Genomic DNA, 24,945 nt, shown 5'->3' with positions numbered 1-24,945 from the left:
CCTGACTGATCGGTCTCGTGAAGAACCCGGACAAGGCAGTCGTCGGCAGGCCCAGGCCGACCCGGACGCCTCAGCGCCGGACCTTCGGCGGTTCCACGGCCGCGTGCACGGGACGAGAGGGTACGGGCGCGCCGGAGACCGCCCCGGGGCGGGTGGGGAGCTGGCCCGTCAGGGTGGCGCCGAAGGCCAGGGCCATGCCCAGGAGTTGGAGGGGGGTCAGGAACTCGCCGAGGGCCGCCCAGCCGACCACCGCCGCCGTGAGGGGGGAGAGCGAGCCGAGGAACGTGACCTGGGTGGCGTTGAGGCGGCCGATGCCCCGGAACCAGAGGCAGTACGCGATCGCCGTGTTCGCCAGGGCGAGGTAGGCGTAGCCGCCGGCCGCCGGGGCGTCCAGGACGGGCGGGGCGCCCTCGGCCACGAAGGCGACGGGGGCGATGAGCAGGCCGCCGGCGGTGAGTTGCCAGCCGGTGAGGGCGAGGGGGCCCACGCCGTCCGGGCGGCCCCACCGCTTGGTGAGCACCGTGCCCGCGGACATCGACGCGCTGGCGCCGAGGGCCGCCAGGACGCCTACGACGTCCAGGGCGCCGACCGCCTTCAATACGACCAGGCTGACGCCGAACGCGGCCACCACGCCGGTGAGGACGTTCCGGACGGTCGGACGCTCCCCCAGCAGCAGGGCCGAGAGGGCCACGACGATCAGCGGGCCGACCGAGCCGACGACCGCCGCCATGCCGCCGGGCAGCCGGTACGCGGAGAGGAACAGCAGCGGGAAGAAGGCGCCGATGTTGAGCGCGCCGAGCGCCGCCGCCTTCCACCACCAGGCACCGCGCGGCAGTACCCGGGCGAGCGCCAGAAGGAGCAGTCCGGCGGGCAGCGCCCGCATCAGGCCGGTGAACAGCGGGCGGTCCGGCGGGAGGAACTCGGTGGTCACGGCGTAGGTGGTGCCCCAGGAGACGGGGGCGAGGGCGGTGAGCGCGATGAGGGTGGCGCGGTTCGCTGCCATGGCGGCGCACCTCTTCCGGGGCGGTCGGCGGATACAGCGGTCGACTCGGTCAGTCGCAAGTAGCTTAACGCTAAGCTACTTGCCGTCAAGCTGCTTTCTGTCGATCCACTTTCTTGCGGGCGAACCGGGGGCGGCGGATACTCCTGCCCATGAGCACTCCCCCCGAGCGGCGCCCCAGGGACCCCGTCGACGCGATCATCGAGCAGTGGGCACAGGTCCGGCCGGATCTCGACACGGCCGGCATGGAGGTCTTCGGGCGCATCTACCGGCTCACGCGCGCCATGGGCGACCGGATGGACAAGGCGTACGCCCGGCACGGGATCTCGCGCGGGGAGTTCGACGTCCTGGCCACGCTCCGCCGGTCCGGGGAGCCCTACACCCTCTCCCCCCGGCAGCTCTCGGCGACGCTGATGCTCACCACCGGCGGGATGACCGGCCGCCTCGACAAGCTGGAGCGGGCCGGCCTGCTGCGCCGCTCACCCGACCCGCACGACCGGCGCGGACTCCAGGTCACACTCACCGAGGAGGGGCTTCGGCTGATCGACGCGGCCGTCGTCGCGGGTCTCGCCGAGCAGACGGAGGCACTGTCCGCCCTGGACGAGCAGAGCTCCCGACAGCTCGCCGATCTGCTGCGGGAGTTGCTCCTCGCCACCGAACGGTGACCGCCGGCCGCCTCAACCCGAGTGGGCGGCCAGCGCGCTCTCGATCTCCGCGGATCCGGCGGACTCCGCGGCCCAGGCGACGTAGCCGTCGGGGCGTACCAGCAGGGTCGTACGACGGCCCTCCGAGGCCCAGCGCTCCGCGGTCAGCCATCCCTTGCGGGCGCCCTCGACGTCGTACGGCTCGGGGGTGATCAGGACGAAGCGACCGCCGCGCAGCGCCTCGTACAGCCGGCCGCCGTGCAGCGCCACGTCGGGGACCCGGGTGCCGGTGAGGCGGTGGGCGCCGCGCGGGGCCGGGTAGGCGTAGCCGATGCCGGAGATCTGCGCCAGCGCCTTGGCCCTGGCCGGGCGGACGGCGTTGAGGACCACGGCGACCAGGGTGCGCACGGCACGCAGGGCGGGGTGCGTCGCCCGCGCCAGCCGGACCAGCCCGCCGCTGCTGCGCAGCACGGCCTTGCCGACGGGGTGGCGTTCGGCCTGGTAGGTGTCCAGGAGGCCCTCGGGCGCCCGGCCGTGGAGTACGGCGGCGAGCTTCCAGCCGAGGTTGGCCGCGTCCTGGAGCCCGGTGTTCATCCCCTGGCCGCCGGCGGGAGAGTGGACGTGCGCGGCGTCACCGGCGAGGAAGACCCGTCCGACGCGGTACTCGGGCGCCTGCCGTTCGTCGCTGTGGAAGCGGGAGAGCCAGCGGGCGTCGTGCATGCCGTAGTCGGTTCCCAAGGCGCGTCGGGCGACCTCCTTGACCTCGTCGAGTTCGAGCGGCGCGTCGTCGGGGACCTCGTGCCGGCGGTTCCAGCCCATGACCCGGTACCAGCCGTCGCCGAAGGACGCGATCATCGCGAAGGAGTCGCCGGCGCCGTTGACGGTGAGCACGCCCGGCGGGCGCTCGGCGAGCCGGACGTCCGCCAGGAAGAGGGACTTGATGACGGAGACGCCGGGGAAGGGCAGGCCGACCGCCCGGCGCACGGCGCTGCGGTGGCCGTCCGTGCCGACGACGTAGGCCGCGCGGCGGGTGACGACGGTGCCGTCCGGGACGCGGACGTCCAGGTCGACGCCCTCGGTGTCCTGGCGCAGCCCCACGACCTCGTGCTCGAAGAGGAACTCCACGCCGAGGTCGCGCGCCCTCTCCTCCAGCAGCCGCTCGACCTCGCACTGCGGGGTGATGAGCAGGTAGGGGAAGCGGGAGGGGAGGGTGCCCAGGTCCAGGGAGAGGCGGCGGAAGAGGCGCAGCCGGGTGATGGTGCTGCCGGTGGCGAGCAGGGGGTCGGCGAGGCCGCGGGCGTCGAGCTGCTCGAGGGTGCGGGCGTGCACACCGAAGGCGCGGGAGAGGTTGCTGATCCCGTGGGGGCGCCGCTCGACGAGGGTGACGGGGATGTCGGCGGCGGCGAGGTCACCGGCGAGGAGCAGGCCGGTGGGGCCGGCGCCGACGACGATCACGCGGTGCGGGGGCGTGGGGGTGGGGGTCCGGTCGGGGGTGGGCGTGGAGCCGGTACCGGTGCCGGTGCCGCTCATGGGGGCCTCCTCGGTGCCAACATTCGTTTGCCAACGACTGGTTGCCAACATTTGATGGCCAACGCTTGTTGACAACGGTAGACCGCGGGGCGGAGTGAAGTCAACATGTGTTGGCATACGCTTGTTGGCCCACGATCGTTGACCTACAGTTGTTGGCATGACAGCCGGCAAGCCCCCCGCACCCCACGCACCGCCTGCACCGCCAGCACCGCCTGCACCCCCCGCACCACCCAAGCGCCGCTCCGAAGCCACCCGCGCGGCCATCCTGGAAGCCGCCCGCGAGCGCTTCGCCGCCGACGGCTACGAGCGCGCCACCATCCGCGCCATCGCCAAGGACGCGAACATCGACCCGTCGATGGTGATGCGCTACTACGGCAACAAGGAGGGCCTGTTCGCGGCCGCCGTCACGATCGACCTGCGGCTGCCGGACCCGGCGACACTGCCCCGGGACGAGGTGGGCCGGGCCCTGGTGGCGCACTTCCTCGCCATGTGGGAGGAGAGCGAGGTGCTCACGGCCCTGCTGCGGGTGGGCACCACCAACCAGGCCGGCGCCGAGCGCATGCAGGGCATCTTCCGGGAGCAGGTGCTCCCGCTCGCCCAGCGGTTCTGCCCCGACCCCGAGCAGGTCCCGGCGCGCGCCGCGCTGGTCTCCTCGCAGCTGCTCGGGTTCGCCCTCACCCGCTACATCCTGCGGTTCCCGCCGGCCGTGGCGCTGGACATCCAGGAGGCGGCGGCGTGGCTGGCCCCCACCGTCCAGCGCTACCTGACGGCGCCGTACCCGCAGTGAGCGGGAAACACCGAGGGCGCCGCCCGCGTCGCGTACGGCGGATGCGCGTACGTACGTGCGGGGCGGCGCCCTCGGGAAGGTGCGCGGGGCGGCCGGTGCTGCGGCCCGGGATCAGACCATGAAGCGGACCCTGGACGGGACCGGGGCCGGGCTTGCCGCCGTCAGGCCTTGGCCTCGGCCTTGGTGCTGATGTTGGAGCTGGTGACGTCCTTCTTCTTGTGCGACTTGTCGCCGATCATCACCAGCGCGGCGATGCCCAGGAACAGACCGATCGGAAGGAAGACGTAGAGGCCCAGCGTCTCGATGACGCTCAGGCCCGTGCCGGGGTCGTCGCCGTCGTCGCGGGTGAGCGCGAGCGCGGGGGACGACATGAGCAGCATCATCAGCGTCGTACCGGCTGCCAGGGCGCCGGCGCGCAGGGCGTTCTTCTTGTCCACGGTCCCCAAACTATCGAACGGGGTTCAGTGCCGCGCGGCCGGGGTGTCGTAAGGGGGTGCCTGTCGCGGCCGGCCGCCCACGGACGCGGCGGCCCCGGCACTACGGTGCGAGCACGTCCATCAGCGCCCGCAGCCGCGCCGACTCCGCCAGCTCCTCCAGCGTCACCGGGCGTCCCCGCGCGTCCGCGATCGGAAGGCGCCAGTTCGGATACTGGTCCCAGGTGCCGGGCAGATTCTGCGGCCGCCGGTCCCCGACGCCGTCCGGCAGCCATACGCCGATCATCCGCGCCGGTGTCCGCAGCAGATACCGGTGCACCGCCTGGATCTCCGCCTCCTCACCGGCGTCCTCCCTCAGCAGCCCCTGCCGCCGCAGCAGCTCCCGCCACTCCCCCACGTCCGCCGCCGCCTCCGCCCGCTCCTCCTCCAGGGGCCGGGTCAGCAGCCCCAGGCGGTCCCGCAGCTCCACGTGGTCGCCGCTGAGCCGGGCGGCCGTGGAGGGCAGGTCGTGCGTGGTCGCCGTGGCGAGGCAGTCGGCGCGCCAGGCGTCCGGGGGCAGCGGGCGGCCGTCGCCGTCCCAGTCCCGCTCGAACCACAGCACCGAGGTGCCGTACACGCCGCGTTCGCGCAGCGCCTCGCGCACCCCCGGTTCGACGGTCCCGAGGTCCTCGCCGATCACCACCGCCCCGGCGCGGGAGGCCTCCAGGACGAGCACGGCGAGCATGGCCTCGGCGTCGTAGCGGACGTAGGTGCCCTCGGTGGGCGGGTGGCCCTCGGGGACCCACCAGAGCCGGAACAGGCCCATGACATGGTCGATGCGCAGGGCGCCCGCGTACCGGAACAGGGCCTGGAGCAGGGCGCGGAAGGGCGCGTAGCCGGAGTCGGCGAGGCGGTCGGGGCGCCAGGGCGGCAGGCCCCAGTCCTGGCCGCGCGCGTTGAAGGCGTCCGGGGGCGCGCCGACGGACATGCCGGCCGCGAAGTACTCCTGCTGCGCCCAGGCGTCGGCACCGGCGGGATGGACGCCGACGGCGAGGTCGTGGACGATCCCGACCGGCATGCCGGCCTCGCGTGCGGCGCGCTGGGCGGCGGTGAGCTGGGCGTCGGTGAGCCAGACGAGGCGGGAGTGGAAGTCGACGCGGCCGGCGAGTTCGCGCCGCGCGTCGGCGGTGGCGGGCGAGCGGGGCTCGCGCAGGGGGGCGGGCCAGCGGTGCCAGTCGGGGCCGTGGACCTCGGCGAGGGCGTTGTACGTGGCGTGGTCCTCCAGGGCCGGGCCCTGCGCGGCGAGGAAGTCGGCGTAGGCGGCGCGGCGGCCGGGGGTGAGCGGCACCTCGTAGACGAGTTCGAGGGCCTCCCGCTTGGCCTCCCAGACCGCGTCCCGGTCGATCAGGGCGCCCTTGTCGAGCACGTCCTCGCGCAGCCGTGCGGCCCGCTCGCGCAGGGCGCGTACGCGGTCCGGGGCGTCGGTGTACGCGAACTCCGGGACGTCCTCGACGCGGAGGTGGACCGGGTCGGGGAAGCGGCGCGAGGAGGGGCGGTAGGGGGAGGGGTCGGTCGGCGGGCCGGGGACGGCCGCGTGCAGCGGGTTGACCTGGATGAATCCGGCGCCGAGGGCACGTCCGGCCCAGCCGGCGAGTTCGCCGAGGTCGGCGAGGTCGCCCATGCCCCAGGAACGGCGGGACAGCAGCGAGTAGAGCTGGACCAGGAGGCCGTGGGCGCGGCCGGGCGGCCGGGGCAGCCTGGCCGGGGCGACGACGAGGTGCGCGCGGGCGGCGCGGCCGTCGGGCGTGCTGGCGGTCAGCTCGTGCACGCCGGGCGGGAGGTGCTCGACGGAGGCGCGGGTCTCGCCCTGTTCGGTGCGGACGAGCAGCCGGGTGCCCTCGGGGAGCGCGGTGAGGGCCGCGGGGGCGGCGGTGCCCCAGGCGACCACGGTGGGGGGCAGCAGGCGCTCGGCGCGTTCGTGTTCGCCGGCGGCGAGGGCGGCGCGGACGGCCTCCGGTGTCGAGGCGTCGACACCGAGGGCGGCCAGCGCGAGGCTGACGGCGGTGGCCGTGGCCGCGACCGTGCGGTCCGGTGAGGGGCTGTAGGAAGTGGCGACGCCGTGCAGGGCGGCGAGCCGGGACAGATCCTCGGAAGGGGGCTCGGCCGGCCGTGGCGCGGTCACTTAGGGCTCCGGGCGGTACTGGGCCGGGAAGGAGTCGAGTCCGGAGGCGTCGGAGGAGTCATTGAAAGCGTCGGACTCGCTGGTCAGGGGCGCGGCCTCGGCGAGCGGCGGTTCGCTGGTGAGGGGCTCGGCGTCGGGCAGCGGGGGTTCGCTGGTCAGCGGGAGTTCGGTGCAGGTGCCCTCTGCGCTGAAGACGCAGAAGTGAGGCTCGTCGGCGGTCGGCTCCGCCACGCGTTTGGACAGGGCCGGGGAAGGAACGTACGCCGGTGCAGCCACAGATGGCCTCCTCGTCGAGCACGGTGCGCGGATCACGCGGGCGTGCGGGTGCGGGTCGTGCGGGTTATCTCGCAGCCCTACCCAGCGGGCGCGATGCCAGACGCACAAAGTGGTTCAACGTGCTCCTGCTCACATTCTCTTCCTGCCCCGTCCCTCCTCCGTCCCTCTTCCGTCCCTCCACAGTCCCTCCACAGTGGGACAAATGCGCCACAACGTCCACTCTCATTGACACGTTCACCGCAGGAATGGTGGGCTCAGGGTTTCTCGATAACGAATTGGACACGGTCGCCGGTCACCGGCCGGACGGCCGCCCCGGACGACAAGGGAGGGTCGCGTGCGGCTGCGGCGTGGGAGGACCGCGAACGCCCGGAGGGCCGCCCTCGCGTTCGCCGTGCTCGCCGGAACCCTGGGGGTCGTACCGGCCGCGGTGGCGGCGCCGCCCGCACCGGGGACGGCCACGTCCCCCGCCTCCGACGCCACCGGGGCCGGCGGCCTCTCCGTGTGGCCGCGCCCGCACTCCCTGCGCGCGAACGGCGCGGCGGCCGAGGTGACCGAGGAGGTCGCCCTGGTCACGGACGAGGCGGCCGACCCGTACGCCGTCCGGGCGGTGCGGGAGCTGCTGCGGGAGGCCGGGGCGCGCCGGTTCAGCGCCCCCGGCGCACAGGTACCCAAGGGGGCGCTCGTGGTGCGCGTCGGCAGGGAGCGCGCCCCGGACGACCCACGGCACGCCCTTCCGGCCGGCGGCTACGCGCTGACCGTCGGCAAGGGCGTCGTCTCCCTCGCGGGCGCCGACGGGGCCGGACAGTTCCACGCCGTGCAGACGCTGCGGCAGCTGCTGCGCCCGGACGGCACGATCGCCGCCGCCGTCGTACGCGACTGGCCGGCCACCACCGTGCGCGGCGTCACCGAGGGCTTCTACGGCCCCGCCTGGACGCACCGGCAGCGGCTGGCCCAGCTGGACTTCCTGGGCCGCACCAAGCAGAACCGATACCTCTACGCACCCGGCGAGGACCTGCTGCGGCAGGCCCGCTGGCGGGAGCCCTACCCGGCGCGGCGGCGCGCGGAGTTCCGGGAGCTGGCCGAGCGGGCCCGGGGCAACCACGTCACGCTCGGCTGGGCGGTGGCGCCCGGGCAGACGATGTGCTTCGCCTCGGACGACGATCTGCGCGCGCTGACGCGCAAGCTGGACGCGATGTGGGCGCTGGGGTTCCGCGCCTTCCAGCTGCAGTTCCAGGACGTCAGCTACAGCGAGTGGCACTGCGGGGCGGACGCGGACCGGTTCGGCACGGGCCCCGGGGCCGCCGCCCGCGCGCAGGCGCACGTGGCGAACGCCGTCTCCCGGCACCTGGCGGCCCGTCACCCGGAGGCCGCCGCGCTGTCCCTGATGCCCACCGAGTACTACGAGGAGGGGTCGACCGCTTACCGGCGGGCCCTCGGCCGCGCGCTGGACGCGGGGGTCGAGGTGGCGTGGACGGGGGTCGGGGTGGTGCCGCGCACCATCACGGGCGGGCAACTCGCCGAGGCCCGGCGGGTGTTCGGTCACCCGCTGGTGACCATGGACAACTACCCGGTGAACGACTACGCCCCCGGGCGGCTCTTCCTCGGCCCCTATCAGGGGCGTGAACCGGCCGTGGCCGCCGGTTCGGCCGGGCTGCTCGCCAACGCGATGGAGCAGCCCGAGGCGTCGCGCATCCCGCTGTTCACGGCCGCCGACTTCGCCTGGAACCCGCGCGACTACCGCCCCCAGGAGTCCTGGCGGGCCGCGATCGCCGATCTGGCCGGCGGCGACGCACGGCGGGAGGCGGACCTGACCGCGCTCGCCGGGAACACCGCGTCCTCGGAGCTGGGCGGCAAGGAGTCGGCGTATCTGCGACCGCTGATGGAGGAGTTCTGGCGGACCCGGGCGACCACGCGCGGCACGGACGAGACGGCGGAGTCCGTCCGGCTGCGCACCGCCTTCACCGCCCTGCGCCGGCTGCCGGAGCGGCTGTCGGGCACCGCGCTCGGCACCGAGGTGGCCCCGTGGACCGAGCGGCTGGCCCACTACGGCGACGCCGGTACGACGGCCCTGGACATGCTGCGCGCGCAGCGGGCCGGGGACGCGGGCGCCGCCTGGGCCGCGTACCGGAGGCTGGGTGCGCTGCGGGAGGAGGCCGGGTCCGCGCGGGTGACGGTCGGCGAGGGCGTCCTGGAGCCGTTCCTGAGCCGGGCGCAGGAGGCGTACCGGAGCTGGGCGGGCATCGACCACGAGCCGCCCGCGCGGACCGGCGGCGACCACGCGCTCGACCTCCCGGACGCCCGCGCGATGGACGCCGTCACGGTGCTCACCGAGCCCGGGACGGAGGGCGTCGTGGAGGCGCGCGTGCCGGGCGAGGGGTGGCGCCGCCTCGGCGCGCTGTCCGAGCGGGGCGCCACCGAACTGCGCGCGGACGGCCGGCGGATCGACGCCGTCCGGGTGACCGGCGCCGACCCGGCCCGGGTCCGGCATCTCGTCCCCTGGTTCGCGGACGAGTCCGCCTCCCTGGAGCTGCCCGACCACCGGGCGGACGCCGGCATCGGCGCCACCCGGCGGCTGACGCTCACCCTCGGCTCGCTGCGCCCCGAGGAGGTGCGCGGCCGGCTGACCGCCGAGGCACCGAAGGGCATCGACGTGCGCGTGCCGGACAAGACCCTGACCGTGGCGCGCGGTACGCCGCGGAAGGTAACGGTCGAGGTGACGGTGAAGCGTGACACACCCGCCCGGTCGTACGACATCCGCTTCGCCTTCGGCGGCGCGACCCGCACGCTGACCGTCCACGCCGTGCCGCCCACCGCCGGACCGGACCTGGCCCGCTCGGGCCGGGCGAGCTCCTCGGCCGACGAGACACCCGACTTCCCGCCCACGGGCGCCAACGACGGTGACGCCGGCACCCGCTGGTCCTCCCCCGCGGAGGACGACGCCTGGTGGCAGGTGGACCTGAAGCGCCCGGTGCGCCTGGGGAAGGTGGCGCTGCACTGGCAGGACGCGTACGCCTCGGCCTACCGCGTGCAGGTCTCGGCCGACGGCCGGAACTGGCGCACGGCGGCGGAGATCCACAACGGCAAGGGCGGCCGCGAAACCGTCCGCATGGACGAACCCGACGTCCGCCACATCCGCGTCCAGGGCGAAAAGCGCGCGACACGGTTCGGGTACTCCCTGTGGTCGGTGGAGGCATACGCGGTCGCGGACTGAGCGTCGCGCGCAGGCTAGTGCCGCGGCAGGCAACGTTCGCCCCGTCGCGACGCCCGGCACGCACTCTCGCCGCACCGGCCGAAAGCCCAAGTACGTCCAGTACGAGGACTTCCGGCCGGCACGCCGAGAGCACGCACCGGACGCCGCTCCTTGACGGGCAAACGTTGCCTGCCGCGGCACTAGCTCGGGGCGGTGGGCGTGGTCCCGGGGGCTTCGGGCGGGAGTCGGGGGGTCCAGGTTGCGCTGAAGCCTGCGCCTGTTGTCTGTTCGACTGCTGCCGCGATGCGGAAGGCGGTGGTTTCGGTGTCGGGGGCGGTGACGATCTGTACGCCGGTGGGGACGCCGTTGGAGGCGCGGCCCGAGGGGACCGAGAGGACCGGGTGGGCGCTGCAGATGTTGAAGGCGGGGGTGAGGGAGGCGTCGGCGAAGTGGGCCAGGGGGACACCGTTCACGACGAGGTCGGTCTCGACGTAGTCCTCGCCGGCCGCGAAGGCCGTCGCGCCGACGGTGGGCAGGACGAAGGCGTCGAACCCGGCGAGCACGGAGTCCAGTTGCCCGCGTACGGCCGCCTCGAGGCGCCGTCCCTCGGCGGGGTCCACCGTCGGGGCGGCCGCCATGCCGCGGCGGGCGAACGCGAGGGTGTACGGGGTGATCACGCCCGGGTGCGCGCGGTCCAGGGCGAGGATCTCCGCGGCCCCGCCCTGGCCGAAGTGGGCCCACAGGGCGCGGTTGATGTCCTCGAGCCGCCAGCCGATCTCCACCTCCTCCACGACGGCCCCGGCCGCGCGCAGGCCTTCGGCCGCCTCCGCGGTGCGGGTGCGGATCTCGGGGTCGACGGGGAAGTCGCCCGGCGCGGTGCTGACGGCGACGCGCAGGCCGCGTACGCCGGCGAGGTCGGCCGGGACGGGCACCGCCGGGCGGCGCGCGGAGGCCGGGTCGCGTGGGTCGGGGCCCGCCATCACGTTGTGCAGCAGGGCGGTGTCGGCGACGGTCCGGGCCATGGGGCCGTGGTGGAAGTACGGGTCGAGCCCGGCGGGCGGGAGGACGGGGATGCGGCCGTGGGGCGGCTTGTAGCCGACGACGCCGTTGAAGGAGGCGGGGGCGCGCAGCGAGCCGCCGATGTCGGAGCCGGTGGCGAGGGTGGCGGTGCCGGCGGCGAGGGCGGCCGCGGAGCCGCCGGAGGAACCGCCCGCGGAGGCGTCGAGGTTCCACGGGTTGCGGGTCACACCCCAGCGGCGGGTGTGCGACAGCGGCATGCAGCAGAACTCCGAGGTGGTGGTGCGGGCGTGGAGGATGCCGCCCGCCGCCTGGATCCTGGCCAGGCCCACGGCCGTCTCCCCGGCCACGCGGGCGGGGCGCAGCAGGGTGCCGTCGGTGACGGGGTGCCCGGCCAGGGGCTGTTCCTCCTTGGCCGCGACGGGCAGGCCCTCCAGCGGGCGTGGGTCGCCGCCGGGCCGGTAGCGCTTCTCGGCGGCGGCCGCGGCGCGCAGCGCCTGCTCGAACATCTCCTCGGCGAAGGCGTTGACGTGCGGTTCGACGCGTTCCGCCCGGGCGATGACGGCCCGGACCAGTTCCACGGGTGACAAGGTGCGCGCCCGGTACCGGCGCAGGATCTCGGTGGCGGAGAGGTAGTGCGGTTCCGTCATGTCACACCCCCGCGAGGCGGTCGAGGAAGGACGTGAGCCGGTGGTTCATGGCCGGGAGGTCGAGGGTCCGCAGGCCGTCGGGGCGGTCGAAGGGGCCCTCGGGGCGGGGGGCTTCGTCGTTCGTGCGGGCGAGCAGGTCCCGTACCAGGTCCGGTGTGAACTCCAGGTGGCACTGGAAGCCGTAGACGTGGTCCCCGTAGGCGACGATCTGGCGGGGGCAGCCGGCACTGGCGGCGAGGACGGCCGCGCCGGGGGTGAGGCCGGGCATGTCGCTGTGCCAGTGGCCCGCGGTGAAGGAGTCGCCGAAGCCGGCGAGGAAGGGGTGGCGGCGGCCCTGCGCGGTGAGGGTGACGGGGAAGGCGCCCGCCTCCCGGTACGGGCTCGGCTCGGCGGGGGCGCCCAGGGCCTCGCCGAGGAGCTGGGCGCCGAGGCAGACGCCGACGACCGCCGCGCCCGCCGTGACGCAGGCGGCGATCAGGGCCTGCTCCGCGGCGGCGTCGAAGTGCCGGCACTCCTCGGTGGTCGTGGTGGTGCTCTGCGGCCCGCCCATGACCACGAGCAGGTCGATGCCGGAGGCGGACGCCGGGAGCGCGTCCCCCTCGTGGAGACGGGTGCGGGTGAGGGCGTGGCCCCTGGTGCGGGCCCAGTCCTCGATGGCTCCGGGGCCTTCGAACGACTCGTGGACGACGATGTGTACGCGCATGGCTGCGTTCCTCGGTATAGGTGGTGGCGCGGTGGAGCGGGTTGTACGGAGGGGCCGGTCAGGGGGCGGCGGCGGGCCCCTGACCCGATGGGCCGGGAGGAGCGGGCGGGCCGGGCGGGTCGAAGACGTTCAGGGCGAGGGCGAGCATCGTGTAGTAGCCGGTGAGCCACACCAGTTCGGCCAGGGCGCGTTCGCCCAGCGCGGCCACGGTGTCGGCGTAGGTGGCGTCGTCCAGGCCTCCGGTGCGGAGCATCACGCAGACGGCGTGCAGTGCGTCGCGGTGCGCCGGCGAGACGCGCCGCGGCGGCTTTCCGGCACGCAGCAGGGCGAGTTCGCCGTCGCCGAGACCGAGCCGGCGCGCGGCGGGCTCATGGGCGTACCACTCGAAGGCACTGTCGTGGTGGGCCGCGACGAGCAGGACCGCCGCCTCCCGCAGCAGCGGGTCGAGCCCGGCGGTGTACCGGAGCGCGGCGCCCAGGTTCTGCACCGCGTCGCCGACGCCGGGGGCGACGGCCATGACGGCGAACGGGCCGACGAGGGCGCCCCGTTCGTCGGTCAGCGGCACGTCCCCGCGCCGCCCCCGGGGCCCGTCGAGCAGGCGGCGGCGGAAGACCGCCTGGCCCGGGGGGAGTTGATGCGGCGGGGGCGGCAGGAGGCGTTCCGTGCGCGTCCGTTCAGCGTGCATCGTCGCCTCCCGGTGCCGTGCCGTCGGGCGGGGTGCCGTAGAGGTGGAACTCCGGTGGCAGGGGGGCGCCCCAGCCGGGCTTGGCCTTCCACTCCTCGGCGTTCCAGATGTGGGGCTCGCTGTCGGGGGCGAACACGAGGTAGCCGCCGTGGGCGATCTCGATGCGGTGGCCGCCGGGTTCGCGGGTGTAGAGGTAGAAGCCCTGGATGGCGGTGTGCCGGGAGGGCCCGGCCTCGATCGGTATGCGCGCGTCGGCGACGATCTCGGCGGCGCGCAGCACCTCCTCGCGGCTGTCGACGACGTACGCGAGATGGTGCAGCCGTCCCTGGGCCGCGGTGTTCTCGCCGGTGTAGATGAGTTCGTGGCCCTGGATGGAGCTGCTCATCCAGGCGGCGGCCTCCCGGTGGCCGTCGGGCCGGCGGACGATCTCGTACGTGCGCAGCCCGAACGCCGTCTCCCAGAACTCGCGGCAGGCGCGGACGTCGCGGGCGAGGAGGTTGACGTGGTCGAGGCGGCGGACGTTCGCGCCGCGCCCCGCGTAGGCCTGGTGGTTGGTCGGGACGGCCGGGCGGCTCTCCGGCGGGGCGGTGTGGCGCCGGGTGCCGTGGTAGAGGCGGAAGACGTGTCCGTCGGGGTCGGTGAACTCGTACCAGGGGCCGATGCCGCGGTCGGCCGGGACCCAGCGGCCCCGGTGTCCGTGGGTCTCGAGCCAATCGGTACGGCGCAGCAGGGCGCCGGGGCTCCAGGTGCGCCAGGAGACCCAGGCGGGTTCGGCGCGTTCGTCGGCGATCACCTTGAGCGACCATGCCTCGTAGTCGCCGTAGGCCCGCAGGTAGGTGGCCCTGCCCTCCTCGGCGACGACGTCCATGCCGAGCAGGCCGGTGAAGTAGCGCAGGGTGCCCTCGGGGTCGGGGGTGCGCAGGGCGTGGGGGCCGAGGTGGGCGAGTTCGTGGCGGGGTTCGTCGGTCATCACGGTGCTCCGGGGGTGCGGGGCGGCGCGAGGGCGTCGTCGCGGAAGACGGGCGCGATGACGCGCTCGGCGATCCGCCAGGACCCGTAGGCGTCGCGGGCGTAGATGTCGTGGAAGTCGGCGACCATGAACAGCGGCACGCCGGGCGCCGGGTCGGTGTTGGCGGCGAAGGTGTGCCAGCTGGAGCGGCCGAGCACGGTGGCGTGCGGTCCCTCGCGCAGCAGGAGGTTGCCCAGGCCGTGCCGGGTGGTGCGGGTGCCGGGGCGGGCGCGGAAGGAGGCGATGACGGCGTCGGCGTCGTGGAACTCGCCGCTGCCGCCCGCGTAGTGGACGTCCGGTGCGAGCAGGTCGCGCAGGGCGTCGAAGTCGTGCAGGTCGAGGGCCCAGGCGAAACGGGCGTTGAGGTCGGCCAGTTCCGCGCGGGTGGCCGGGTCGACGGTCATCGCCACTCCACGGTGTTGGCGAGGGTGCCGACGCGGTCGATGGTGATCTCCACCCGTCCGCCGAGGCGGTTGAGGTCGAGGTTCTGCACCGCGCCGCCCGTGGCCGAGCGGCGCAGCGCCGTGCCCATGCCGATCACGTCGCCCGGTTCCAGGGTCAGGTAGCGGGAGGCGAACGCGATCACCTGCGCGACACCGAACCGCAGATGGGCCGTGGTGTCGTCGGTGACGGTCCGGCCGTCGTGGGAGCAGGTGATGCGCAGGGCGTGCGGGTCGGGCACCTCGTCGGCGGTGACGACCCAGGGGCCCAGGGGTGCGAAGGTGTCGGAGCCCTTGTAGCGGCCGGGGTAGCTGACCCAGCTCTCCACGGTGCGCACGCCGTCGGCGGCCTGCGGGTCGGGGTGGATCGCCCCGTAGTGGAAGGTGTCCTCGGCGCGCAGGCCGGGTGCGGTGATGTCGTTGAGGACGGTGTAGCCGAACACGTGGGAGAGGGCGTCGGCGGGGTCGACGTCGGTGGCGGACCGGCCGATGACGACGGCGAGTTCGGGTTCCGGGTGGACCCGTCCGTCGTCCTCGCGCAGCCGGATGGCGCGGCCGTGGCCGACCAGCGCCGTCGAGGGCTTGAGGAACAGGGCGGGGGTGTCCGGGCCGGACAGGATGCGGTCCGGGTTGGCGCTGTTGTTGAGGGCGACGCACAGCACCTTGCCCGGCCGGGGCACCGGCGGCAGCCAGGACAGCTCCGCCACGGGCAGGCGCCGGCCCGTGCGCAGCGCCTGGGCGACCGCCGCCGCCCGGGCCTCCTCGGACGCGGCGATGACGTGTGCGACGTCGGTGAAGCCGTCCGGCAGTACGGCGGCCTCGGTGTCCGAGACCGCCACGACGGCGGCCGTGCCGTTCGTGCGCTCGATGGTTGCGAACCTCATGGCGACTGCCTTCGCTCTCAGCTCTGTGCGGCGGCCACGGGCAGCGGCACGCTTCCGCCGTCGGCCACGAGGTGCGGGATGACGCCCCGGGCCTCGGCGGCGCGGCGGAACCGGTCGGGGATGTCGGGCTGTTCGGTGTAGGCGGGAGGGTTGTTGAACAGCTCGTAGTGGATGGCGCAGGCGGCGGTGGCACCGAGGACGGCGGCGGCCTCCACGGCCTGTTCGGGGGTGAGCGTGACGGGCACGTGGGCCTCGTAGCCCTCGAAGCGTGCGATGACGCCGTTGACCGGGAGGAACGCCACGTCGAAGGGGCCGTGGTCGCGGGCGATCTGCCACCAGTTGCCGTGCCACATGGTGTCCCCGCAGTGGATGACGCGCCGCCCCGCGCCCTCCACGACCCAGGCGACCTGGTGAGAGTCGGTGCCCCGCCAGTCCAGGGAGACGACCGGTGTGACGGTCAGCTCTCCGATGCGGCGCGGCTGTCCGAGTTCCTGTGCCACGGCCTCGATGCCGTCCTCGGCCAGGGCGGCCGCGCTGGTGGTGTGGCAGCCGGCGGTGCCGGTGGCGGCGAGGCGCCCGACGAGGTCCCGGTCGTAGTGGTCGGGGTGGAGGTGGGTGATCAGGGCGTGGGTGCCGGCGGGGACGTCGACGGCGGGCAGGGGGCGCTTGGGGCGGCCGAGGACGGGGCGGAGGGGTTCGACGTTCTCGAGCGCGTCGATGACGACGCGGGTCTCGCCGAGGCGGACCTCGACGCCCGCCCAGCCGAGGCGGCGCAGCTGGAGCTCGGTGCCGGCGCCGGTCACGGCCGTGTCGTTCGCGGTGGTCATGGTGTGGGTCTCCTTGAGGTGCGGGAAGCGTGCGGGGGGGCCTGGTGCGGTGCGCGTCAGGGGCGGTGGGCGGGACGTATGCCGAGGGCGGCGCGGACGGCGTCCTCCAGGGGGCGCGGGGCGCGGCCGGTGAGGTCGGTGACGGCGTCGGTGGGGCGGGCGAGGTGGCCGGCGCGGGTCGCGGCACCGAAGGAGGTGACCATCGCGACCGCGGGTTCGGGGAGCCCGGAGGCGCGCAGTCCGGCCGCGAACTCGTCGTCGCCGACGTGCACGACCTCCACGTCACGGCCCGCGATCTCGCCGGCCAGCGCCGCGAGGTCGTCGGCGTCGAGCGCGCGCGGGCCGCTGATGTCGAGGGCGCGGTCCTCGTGCCCGTCCTGGGTGAGCACCGCGGCGGCGGCTTCGGCGCAGTCCTCCCGCCAGACGTGGGCGGACCTGCCGTGGCCGGCGTTGGTGACGAGCCGTCCGTCGGCCGCCGCCCGCTGGATCACGGGCACCTGGAGGTGGGCGTAGAGGTGGTTGCGGAGCACGGTCCAGCGCAGCCCGCTCTCGCGCAGCGCCCGCTCGGTGCCCGCGTGGTCGGCGACCACCACGGCCGGGTTGGCCGGGACCGGGTCGGGCACGGAGGTGTAGACGATGTGCGCCACCCCCGCCCGGGCCGCCGCCGTGACGGCCGCCCGGTGCTGGGCGAGCCGGCCGCCCACGTGGTCGGTGGAGACGAGCAGCAGCCGCTCGACGCCCGCGAACGCGTCGGTGAGCTCCCGGTACCGGTCGAAGTCGGCGCGCCGCACCTGGACGCCCCGCGCGGCGAGGTCGGCGAGCGTGTCCGGCGAGCGCGTGGTCAGGACGACCTCGCGCGGGTCGACGGTGCGCAGCACCGCCTCGGCGGTGGCGCGGCCGAGCGGTCCGGAAGCGCCGGTGATGCCGATCATCACCCTCACCCCTAACTGTAATCAGAATGGCTACGGATTTTTGTAGCCGTCTCAGCTACGAATTACTTGAAGCGTAGCCACGGCGGCTACAAAAGGGCAAGATGGAGGCATGGTCCGACCCACCAACACCCGGTTCGCCGTCGCCGTCCACGTACTGACCTACCTGGCCGGCATCTCCGACGGCCGCGCCGTGAGCTCGGAGGAGCTCTCCCGAAGCACCAACGCCAACCCGGTCTACGTCCGCCGTGTCCTCGGGCCGCTGCGCGGCGCGGGGCTGGTCGACTCACGCCCCGGGGTCAACGGCGGCTCCGTGCTGGCGGCGGACCCCGCCCGCATCACCCTGGAGCAGGTCTGGCAGCTCTTCCAGGGCGACGAACCCGTCCTCGGCCTGCACGGCCCCGACCCCTCCTGCGCCACCGGCCGCGGCGTGCGCAGGACGCTCACCGCGCTGGACCGCACGGTGGCCGACGCGGTGGCGACCACCCTCGGCCGCTACACCGTGCGGGACGTACTGGACGGAGTGGTGGAGGCGGAGACCCTGCCCCGGGACGCCGTCGCGGAGTCCCTGCCCCCCGACACCGCCGCGGAGGCACCGTCCTGACGCCCGCCGGCCGATCCGCCGATACGAATGGCCCGGATCGGTGTCAGGCAGAGATGCCGTCGATCCGGGCCATGGCGTCGTCCGCGCCGTACGGTTGCAGGTACGGCAGCCAGCGCGGGTCCCTATGGCCCGTGCCGATGATGCGCCAGGCCAGACCCGTGGGCGGAGCCGGTTTGTGGCGCAGGCGCCACCCCAGCTCGATCAGATGGCGGTCGGCCTTCACGTGGTTGCAGCGGCGGCATGACGCCACCACGTTGTCCCAGACGTGCTTGCCCCCGCGACTGCGCGGGATGACGTGGTCGACGCTGGTTGCGACGCCACCGCAGTACATGCACCGGCCCCCGTCGCGGGCGAAGAGCGCGCGGCGGGTGAGGGGAACGGGCCCCCGGTAGGGGACCCGCACAAAACGCTTGAGCCGGACCACGCTGGGTGCGGGGACTGTGACGGTCGCGCTGTGCAGATAGGCGCCGGTCTCCTCGAGGCAGACTGCCTTGTTCTCGAGGACGAGCACGAGCGCGCGGCGGAGCGGTACGACACCGAGCGGCTCGTACGACGCGTTGAGGACCAGGACATGCGGCACGGAATGGCCTCCTTGTACGCCGGCGGCGCGTGGCTCGCGCCGGGACGATCCGTAGTCAGTTTCCCCTCATGCCTGGTGGAAGCGCCACCATGTCCCGGTAACGGGCTGGGAGTGTTTTCGACCACACTCCGGGTTCATCCCCAGGATCATGGCCTGTTCACGCGCAGTGAGCACCATCTCTTCTTCACACACTCGGCCGTGCCCCGCACAATGCCCCGTTAGTGTGGTGGTTCTGCCCGTCCGGTGACCCGATCGTGACCTCATCGGCCTTGACCGCCGCACCGGAGGCAGTGTGTGCACCTGGAGGTACCTGCCGTGTCCTTGTCCGTCTCCCTGCCGGCCGCCGATCCGTCGCCGACGCCCTCGGAGTCCGGCACCCCGCGGGTGCCCTCGCTCGAGGACGCCCAGGAGAGCGCCACCAACGCCGCGGGCTGGGTCGAGGAGAACTGGTCGACGTGGCTCGCGATCGGGCTCAGGGTCCTGCTGATCCTGGTGATCGCGGTGGTGCTGAGAGTCGTGGTGCGGCGGGCCATCACCAAGCTGGTCGACCGGATGTCCCGGACCGGCCAGGCGGTGGACGGCGGCACGCTCGGCGGTCTGCTGGTCAACGCCGAGCGGCGCCGGCAGCGCTCGCAGGCGATCGGCTCGGTGCTGCGTTCGGTGGCGTCCTTCCTGATCATGGGCACGGCCGCGCTGATGATCCTGGGCACCTTCCAGATCAACCTCGCGCCGCTGCTGGCCTCGGCCGGTGTCGCGGGCGTGGCGATCGGTTTCGGCGCGCGGAACCTGGTGACGGACTTCCTGTCGGGCGTCTTCATGATCCTTGAGGACCAGTACGGCGTCGGCGACTCGATCGACGCCGGGGTGGCCTCCGGCGAGGTCATCGAGGTCGGGCTGCGGGTGACCAAGCTGCGCGGCGAGAACGGCGCGATCTGGTACCTGCGCAACGGCGAGGTCAAGCGCATAGGCAACCTCTCCCAGGGCTGGGCGACCGCGGGCGTCGACGTCACGGTCCGCTCCGACGAGGATCTGGACCGGGTGAAGGCCACGCTGGACCAGGTCGCCGAGAAGATGGGCAAGGAGGAGCCCTGGAACGAGTTCCTGTGGAGCCCGATCGAGGTGCTCGGCCTGGACTCGGTGCTGCTGGAGTCGATGGTGGTCCGGGTCTCGGCGAAGACCATGCCGGGCAAGTCCCTGACCGTGGAGCGGGAACTGCGCTGGCGCATCAAGCAGGCGTTCGACGCCCGGGGCATCCCCATCGTCGGCGGCGCCACGGCCGTGGAGGACGCGCCGGCCCCCGACCCGACGGCCGGCATGGCGGCCCCCTCCGCCTACGCCAGCTCCGTCTCCCCGCAGTCCATCGCCGCGTCCCCGCTGCCCCCGACGAGCACCACGAAGTAACCGCCGCCCCACACAGGGCGGCACCCGGAATCCCCGGGTGCCGCCCTGTGCCGTCTCCCCCCTTGACGCCCCCTCCGCACCGGGCTTACGTTCCTGGACATCCGACAGGAAACTTTCCTAACAGTGACCGACCGACGCGGCCGCCCGGGATGGACGTCCCGCACCGGCCGCTGAGAAGCTGAGCGGTGAAGAAGGGCAGGTGTCGCACCCCATGGCAGGAACCGCCGGTACGCCGGGCACCCCGCGCGTGCTGCGCGCCATGAACGACCGCACCGCCCTGGACCTCCTGCTGGCGCACGGCCCGCTCTCCCGCACCCGGATCGGCAAGCTCACCGGCCTGTCCAAGCCCACCGCCTCCCAGCTCCTGGCCCGCCTCGAAGCGGCCGGACTGGTCCTCGCCACCGGCACCACCGAGGGCCGCCCGGGCCCCAACGCCCAGCTGTACGAGGTCAACCCGTCCGCCGCCCACGCCGCCGGACTCGACGTCACCCCCCGGCGGATCCGCGCCGCCGTCGCCGACATCACCGGCCGCACCATCGGCCTCCACGAGGTGCCCGCCCCCGGCCGCCGCGCCACCGTCCCCGTCGTCCAGCAGGTCACCGACGCGCTGGACGGCGCGGTGAAGGCGGCGGGACTGACCCGGGCGGACGTCCACCGCGTGGTCATAGGGACCCCCGGCGCCTTCGACCCGAACACCGGCCGCCTGCGCTACGCCTCCCACCTCCCCGGCTGGCACTCCCCCACCCTGCTCGACGAACTGGCCGCCGCCCTGCCGATGCCGTTCGAGTACGAGAACGACGTCAACCTGGTCGCCGTCGCCGAACAACGCCTGGGCGCGGCCCGCGACCACAGCGACTTCGTGCTTCTGTGGAACCAGGAGGGCCTGGGCGCCGCCCTGGTCCTCGGCGGCCGGCTGCACCGCGGCTGGACCGGCGGCGCCGGCGAGGTCGGCTTCCTGCCGGTGCCGGGCACCCCCCTGGTCCGCCAGGTCACCAAGGCCAACAGCGGCGGCTTCCAGGAGCTCGCCGGCTCCCAGGCCGTCCCCCGGCTCGCCCGCGAACTCGGCATCGAGGACATCCCCCAGAACGCCTACCCCGAGGCGGCGGCCGCCCTCCTCGAACGCGCCGCCGCGCTCCCCGACGACGACGGCCCCCACCGCCGCCTCCTGCGCACCTACGCCACCCGCCTGGCCACCGGCCTCGCCTCCCTCGTCTCCGTCCTCGACCCCGAACTCGTCGTTCTGAGCGGCACCGGCCTCACCTCGGGCGGCGAGGTGCTGCGCGCCCTGATCCAGTCCGAACTGGAGGAACTGGCCGCGCCCCGCCCCCGGCTCGTCGTGGGCGACGTCCGTGAACACCCCGTCCTGCGCGGCGCGTTGGAGAGCGCGCTGGCGACCACCCGCGACGAGGTCTTCGACACCTCCCGCTGACCCCGCCGCACCCCCTTCCCCCTCCCACCCCTTGCCCCAGGGAGCACCGCTATGCCCGGAATATAAAGGAAAGCGATCCTTGCCCCGGCGGACGGCGCCACCGACGACCCCGACGCCGAGACCACCCTCACCTTCTGGCACGGCCGGCGCGCCCTCGCCGAGGTGAAGGCCGTCCAGGCCACCGTGGACCGCTTCGAGAAGGAACACCCCAACATCACGGTGGAGAACCGGCCGCGTGGACCCTGTCCTACGGTCTGGAGTCCTTCAAGGGGGCCCACCACACCGACTGGAACCTCTCCATGGCGGCGACCGTGCTCGTCATGGCGCCCGTGATCCTCGTGTTCTTCTTCGCCCAGAAGGCGTTCGTCGAGGGCATCACCCTCACCGGAGTCAAGGGATGACTATGCGCCTCCTCGGCCAGCGCCCAGCCCCCGCCCCACGGCGCCTGCGGCCGCCGGACCTTGCGGTGACCGGGGGCTGTTGCACAGCCGGCGCGGTCCGCAGGTGCCCTGCGTTGGCGTGGACCGGGGTGTTCACGCAGCCCGGCGCCAGCGGAGTGCCTCCCCCACTCTCGGCTTCGCTCGAGCGGGAGGTACCCCCATGAGCGGGGGACCCCCATCGCCCATGGGGGTGCCTCCCAGGCCCTTCAGGCTCTGGGGGAGGCACGACTGCCCGCGGATCGCGAGGCTCGCGGGGCTCGCGCGGATCACGCGGATCACGCGGACGGCGCGGATCACGCGGACGGCGCGGATGGCGGGAAGCGGCGGCGCGCAGCCCGCAGCCGCGCGGCAGGCGCCGACGGCGAGGAGGGGGCGGGGCGGGGGTGTGCGCCCGCAGTGGCTGGCGCGTCCGCGCCGTTCACCTCCCGCCAACAAGCACAATCGCGCCAGTCCGAGGACGTACACCCCCGACCCGCCCCCGCACCACCCACCCCCCGTGGGCGCTACGCGCACCCCCACCGCACCCGCAGCTGCGCCGCAGGCGTACGTCCGTTGGGAACCGAACCGATTTCCGAGGCGTGTTCCTGGGCAGGGTGGGGGCGGCAGCAGCATCGTCATGACCGGCAATCGCACTGCGATTGGATCAAGATCGTGCCAAGGCCGGTGCATATGTCAGCCCCGGCGGCGATACTTGCCGCGGAGGAGGACCATGGGGGGGCAAGTGACCAACACGCCGAAGAGCACGGCGCCACCACCGGGCAACGCCGCGCCCGCACTGCCCGCACTGCCCGCGATGCCACCGCAGCGCACGCCGGCACCGGGTGGTCAACCGGGCCAACCGGGACACCCGCACACCACCCCACCCCCCGCGCCCCCCGCCGGCACCCGCCGTACCGCCTTCGCCGACGGCGTGGACCGCGTCCGCAGGGCCGCCACCACGGAACCCGGCCGCCTCCGCATCATCGGCGCGGTCCTCGCCACCCTCGTCGTCGCGTTCGGCGCCGTCACCGCCTGGCAGATGACCGAGCGGGCCGACGCCGCCAACGACGTCCTCACCAGCAGCCAGCCGCTCACCACCGACGCCGCCGAGATCTACCGCTCCCTCGCCGACGCCAACACCACCGCGTCCAGCGGCTTCCTCGCCGGCGGTCAGGAGACCCCCCGCTCCCGGGAGCGCTACGAGCTGGACATCCGCACCGCGGCCGAGAAACTCGTCAACGCCGCCGCCAACGCGGAGCCCGGCTCCCCCTCCGCGACGACGATCGCCGAACTCAACCGCCTGCTCCCGGAGTACAAGGGCCTGGTCGAACGCGCCCGCACGTACAACCGCCAGGGCTACCCCGTCGGCGGCGCCTACCTCCGGTACGCGAACGAGAAGATGCAGGAGGAGATGCTCCCGGCGGCGGAGGACCTCTACACCAGCGAGAACCGGCGTCTCAGCGACGACTACGCGGACGCGACCCCGTACCCCTGGCTCGCGATAGCCCTCGGCGTCGCCGTGCTCGCCGCGCTCGCCTGGGCCCAGCGCCGCAACTACCTGCGCACCAACCGCGTACTCAACCACGGCCTCGTGGCCGCGACGGCGGCCGCCGCGATCGTCCTGCTGTGGCTGACGGCAGGCCACACCCTCGCCCGCTCGAACCTCAACGAGTCCTTCGACCACGGAGTCCGCTCGCTCAACGTCCTGCACGACGCGCGCATCGCGTCCCTGAAGGCCCGGGGCAACGAGAACCTGACCCTGGTGGCGCGCGGCGCGGAGACGACGGAGGTGGGCGACGAGACGTACGACGCCTACGACTACGACTTCGGCAAGGACATGGAGACCCTCGCCGAGGGCCTGGCCCGCGCCGAGCGCCTCGCGGACGACGACGCCGGCGCGAAGCCGGTCACCGCGGCCGTGGGCAATATGACGGAGTGGCAGAAGCGCCACAAGGCGGCACGCACGCAGGACGAGAACGGCAACTACCAGCAGGCGCTGGACATGGTGATCGGCGCGAAGGGCGCGACGGGCGAGTGCTTCGACAGCGTCGATGACAACCTGGCCGCCGCGCTGAAGCACGAGGAGCGCGAGTTCAAGCAGGCTGCCGGCGACGGCAGGGACGCGCTGACGGGCCTGCCGGCCGGCGCGGCGGTCCTCGCCGTGCTGGGGGCGGCGGGCGCGGTGCTGGGCATCGGCCGCAGGCTGACGGAGTACCGATGAACGCACACGCAACGCACCCGAAGGGGCCGGCCGAGCCGAAGGGGACGCCGAGGATGACCGCACGACGCCTGCGGGCAGGCGTGAGGGGCTGGGGCGGGGTGGGAGCGATGGCGGCCGGCTGCGCCGTCACCCTGGTCTTCGCCCTGATGCTGACCTGCACCGGTTCCGTGAACCGCGACGGCTCGAACACCTCCGGCCCCGCCGACGCCGCCGCACCCGCACAGTCCCAGGCGAGCCGAACGACCCAGGCCCGGGCCGACGCGGAGTGCACCGACCCGGAGAAGCAGACGCTGCCCCCCTCCACCGCCGACGGCCCCACGATCGAGGAGATCAAGAACCGTGAGGGCGAGAAGCGCAAGCTGCGCGTCGGGGTGGACCAGAACAGCTACCGCTGGGGCTACCGCGACCCCAACGGCGGCGTGACCGGCAAACTCGAGGGCTTCGACATCGACTTGGTGCACCGCATCGCCGAGGACATCCTCGGCGACCCGAACGCGGTGCAGTTCCAGGCGATCCCGACCGACCAGCGCACGGACGCGATCATGGGCGGCCGGGTCGACATGGTCGTCCGTACGATGACGATCAACTGCGACCGTATGCAGGAAGTGGCCTTCTCCGCCCCGTACTTCAGGACCGGGCAGCAGGTCCTGGCCCCGAAGTCCTCGCCGATCAAGGGGTACGACAAGACCCTCGCGGACCAGAGGATATGCACGGCGGCGGGATCGACCGCGCACACGCAGCTGAAGGCGGACAAGAAGGCCGGCCGGCTCCCGGAGTCCACGGACATCAGTACGACGGTGCCCAACCAGCTCGACTGTCTGGTGCGGCTGCAACTCGGGGAGGTCAACGCGGTGGTCACCGACGGGGCGCTCGCGGCCAGCCAGGCAGCGCAGGATCCGACGGTGGAGCTCAAGGGTGAGGCGTTCACGGCCGAGTACTACGGCGTGGCGATGAAGGAGGACGCGGACGACCTGGTCCGCCGGGTCAACCAGATCCTGGTCGACTTCCGTGAGGACGCGGACGGCTGGGACGCCTCGTACGCGGACTGGCTGTCGGCGACACTGGGCGAGGACCCCACCGCATCGAAACCCCCGCCCCCGGAGTACCTGCGAGAAGACTGACCCC

General features: G+C 73.9%; 22 protein-coding genes and 2 pseudogenes. 10 read left to right on the top strand and 14 right to left on the bottom strand.

The genetic code is table 11. The annotated features are described in order from the left end of the window. Window positions 1–70: 70 nt before the first annotated feature. Window positions 71–1,003 carry an EamA family transporter gene (locus AC5L3C_RS25090; RefSeq protein WP_493650964.1) on the bottom strand — a complete coding sequence of 311 codons (933 nt, stop codon included), beginning with the start codon at window positions 1,001–1,003 and terminating at the stop codon, window positions 71–73. 149 nt (window positions 1,004–1,152) lie between these two features. On the opposite strand from AC5L3C_RS25090, the gene AC5L3C_RS25085 reads away from it, so the two are divergent. Then, window positions 1,153–1,665 carry a MarR family winged helix-turn-helix transcriptional regulator gene (locus AC5L3C_RS25085; RefSeq protein WP_493650963.1) on the top strand — a complete coding sequence of 171 codons (513 nt, stop codon included), beginning with the start codon at window positions 1,153–1,155 and terminating at the stop codon, window positions 1,663–1,665. Window positions 1,666–1,677: 12 nt separating this feature from the next. On the opposite strand, the gene AC5L3C_RS25080 is transcribed toward AC5L3C_RS25085, so the two are convergent. Then, window positions 1,678–3,174 (bottom strand): FAD-dependent monooxygenase, encoded by a 1,497-nt coding sequence (locus tag AC5L3C_RS25080; RefSeq protein ID WP_493650962.1) that lies wholly within the window; start codon window positions 3,172–3,174, stop codon window positions 1,678–1,680. A 157-nt stretch (window positions 3,175–3,331) separates the two neighbouring features. On the opposite strand from AC5L3C_RS25080, the gene AC5L3C_RS25075 reads away from it, so the two are divergent. Further along, entirely contained in the window at window positions 3,332–3,961 is a 630-nt protein-coding gene (locus tag AC5L3C_RS25075) for a TetR/AcrR family transcriptional regulator (protein ID WP_493650961.1), read from the top strand. 161 nt (window positions 3,962–4,122) lie between these two features. On the opposite strand, the gene AC5L3C_RS25070 is transcribed toward AC5L3C_RS25075, so the two are convergent. The 3 genes from AC5L3C_RS25070 to AC5L3C_RS25060 form a co-directional block, all read right to left on the bottom strand. Further along, on the bottom strand, window positions 4,123–4,398 hold the full coding sequence (locus AC5L3C_RS25070) for a hypothetical protein (RefSeq protein ID WP_493650959.1): 276 nt from the start codon (window positions 4,396–4,398) through the stop codon (window positions 4,123–4,125). Between the two features lie 100 nt (window positions 4,399–4,498). Further along, complete coding sequence (gene malQ / locus AC5L3C_RS25065) at window positions 4,499–6,556, bottom strand: 4-alpha-glucanotransferase (RefSeq protein ID WP_493650957.1); 2,058 nt, start codon at window positions 6,554–6,556, stop codon at window positions 4,499–4,501. After that, window positions 6,557–6,832 (bottom strand): hypothetical protein, encoded by a 276-nt coding sequence (locus AC5L3C_RS25060; RefSeq protein ID WP_493650955.1) that lies wholly within the window; start codon window positions 6,830–6,832, stop codon window positions 6,557–6,559. A gap of 334 nt (window positions 6,833–7,166) precedes the next feature. On the opposite strand from AC5L3C_RS25060, the gene AC5L3C_RS25055 reads away from it, so the two are divergent. Further along, window positions 7,167–10,043, top strand: coding sequence for a beta-N-acetylglucosaminidase domain-containing protein (locus AC5L3C_RS25055; RefSeq protein WP_493650954.1), 2,877 nt, complete (start codon window positions 7,167–7,169; stop codon window positions 10,041–10,043). Window positions 10,044–10,222: 179 nt separating this feature from the next. Here the strand turns inward: AC5L3C_RS25055 and AC5L3C_RS25050 are convergent, their stop codons facing one another. Genes AC5L3C_RS25050 through AC5L3C_RS25015 form a run of 8 tightly spaced genes read right to left on the bottom strand, consistent with a single transcriptional unit; the run spans window position 10,223 to window position 17,169 of the window. Continuing rightward, the gene (locus AC5L3C_RS25050) at window positions 10,223–11,689 is read right to left on the bottom strand and encodes an amidase (protein WP_493650952.1); all 1,467 of its coding nucleotides are present in this window, start codon (window positions 11,687–11,689) and stop codon (window positions 10,223–10,225) included. A gap of 1 nt (window position 11,690) precedes the next feature. Further along, window positions 11,691–12,392 (bottom strand): glutamine amidotransferase-related protein, encoded by a 702-nt coding sequence (locus tag AC5L3C_RS25045; RefSeq protein ID WP_493650951.1) that lies wholly within the window; start codon window positions 12,390–12,392, stop codon window positions 11,691–11,693. A 58-nt stretch (window positions 12,393–12,450) separates the two neighbouring features. Then, a complete protein-coding gene (locus AC5L3C_RS25040) occupies window positions 12,451–13,077 on the bottom strand; it encodes a carboxymuconolactone decarboxylase family protein (protein WP_493650949.1) in 627 nt (208 codons plus the stop codon). Beyond that, on the bottom strand, window positions 13,067–14,047 hold the full coding sequence (locus AC5L3C_RS25035; protein ID WP_493650947.1) for a VOC family protein: 981 nt from the start codon (window positions 14,045–14,047) through the stop codon (window positions 13,067–13,069). Before AC5L3C_RS25035 ends, AC5L3C_RS25040 begins: the two co-directional genes overlap by 11 nt. Next, a complete protein-coding gene (locus AC5L3C_RS25030) occupies window positions 14,047–14,490 on the bottom strand; it encodes a nuclear transport factor 2 family protein (RefSeq protein WP_493650946.1) in 444 nt (147 codons plus the stop codon). Before AC5L3C_RS25030 ends, AC5L3C_RS25035 begins: the two co-directional genes overlap by 1 nt. Continuing rightward, window positions 14,487–15,410 (bottom strand): fumarylacetoacetate hydrolase family protein, encoded by a 924-nt coding sequence (locus tag AC5L3C_RS25025; RefSeq protein WP_493650944.1) that lies wholly within the window; start codon window positions 15,408–15,410, stop codon window positions 14,487–14,489. Before AC5L3C_RS25025 ends, AC5L3C_RS25030 begins: the two co-directional genes overlap by 4 nt. Window positions 15,411–15,427: 17 nt before the next feature. Then, a complete protein-coding gene (locus AC5L3C_RS25020) occupies window positions 15,428–16,237 on the bottom strand; it encodes an MBL fold metallo-hydrolase (RefSeq protein WP_493650943.1) in 810 nt (269 codons plus the stop codon). Between the two features lie 56 nt (window positions 16,238–16,293). Next, complete coding sequence (locus AC5L3C_RS25015) at window positions 16,294–17,169, bottom strand: NAD(P)H-binding protein (RefSeq protein WP_493650942.1); 876 nt, start codon at window positions 17,167–17,169, stop codon at window positions 16,294–16,296. A 109-nt stretch (window positions 17,170–17,278) separates the two neighbouring features. On the opposite strand from AC5L3C_RS25015, the gene AC5L3C_RS25010 reads away from it, so the two are divergent. Further along, entirely contained in the window at window positions 17,279–17,770 is a 492-nt protein-coding gene (locus AC5L3C_RS25010) for an Rrf2 family transcriptional regulator (RefSeq protein WP_493650940.1), read from the top strand. 43 nt (window positions 17,771–17,813) lie between these two features. On the opposite strand, the gene AC5L3C_RS25005 is transcribed toward AC5L3C_RS25010, so the two are convergent. Further along, on the bottom strand, window positions 17,814–18,350 hold the full coding sequence (locus AC5L3C_RS25005) for an HNH endonuclease (RefSeq protein WP_125506459.1): 537 nt from the start codon (window positions 18,348–18,350) through the stop codon (window positions 17,814–17,816). Window positions 18,351–18,665: 315 nt separating this feature from the next. Here AC5L3C_RS25005 and AC5L3C_RS25000 point away from each other — a divergent pair, with 315 nt between their 5' ends. The 6 genes and pseudogenes from AC5L3C_RS25000 to AC5L3C_RS24975 all read left to right on the top strand — a co-directional run bounded on the left by AC5L3C_RS25000 (window position 18,666) and on the right by AC5L3C_RS24975 (window position 24,941). Beyond that, the gene (locus AC5L3C_RS25000) at window positions 18,666–19,751 is read left to right on the top strand and encodes a mechanosensitive ion channel family protein (protein ID WP_493650939.1); all 1,086 of its coding nucleotides are present in this window, start codon (window positions 18,666–18,668) and stop codon (window positions 19,749–19,751) included. A 211-nt stretch (window positions 19,752–19,962) separates the two neighbouring features. Further along, entirely contained in the window at window positions 19,963–21,180 is a 1,218-nt protein-coding gene (locus AC5L3C_RS24995) for an ROK family transcriptional regulator (RefSeq protein ID WP_493650938.1), read from the top strand. Window positions 21,181–21,273: 93 nt separating this feature from the next. Next, window positions 21,274–21,405: pseudogene (locus tag AC5L3C_RS24990) on the top strand (ABC transporter substrate-binding protein); the annotation flags it as partial. After that, window positions 21,405–21,581, top strand: a pseudogene (locus AC5L3C_RS24985) (carbohydrate ABC transporter permease); the annotation flags it as partial. The pseudogenes AC5L3C_RS24990 and AC5L3C_RS24985, both read left to right, overlap by 1 nt. A gap of 760 nt (window positions 21,582–22,341) precedes the next feature. Then, a complete protein-coding gene (locus AC5L3C_RS24980) occupies window positions 22,342–23,820 on the top strand; it encodes a GlnX family signal transduction membrane protein (RefSeq protein WP_493650936.1) in 1,479 nt (492 codons plus the stop codon). Between the two features lie 53 nt (window positions 23,821–23,873). Then, window positions 23,874–24,941 (top strand): glutamate ABC transporter substrate-binding protein, encoded by a 1,068-nt coding sequence (locus AC5L3C_RS24975; RefSeq protein WP_493650934.1) that lies wholly within the window; start codon window positions 23,874–23,876, stop codon window positions 24,939–24,941. Window positions 24,942–24,945 lie beyond the last annotated feature (4 nt).

This window comes from Streptomyces speibonae (assembly GCF_984686075.1).
The sequence above is the reverse complement of the archived record's forward strand: the minus strand, read 5'-3'. Positions and strand labels throughout refer to the sequence as shown.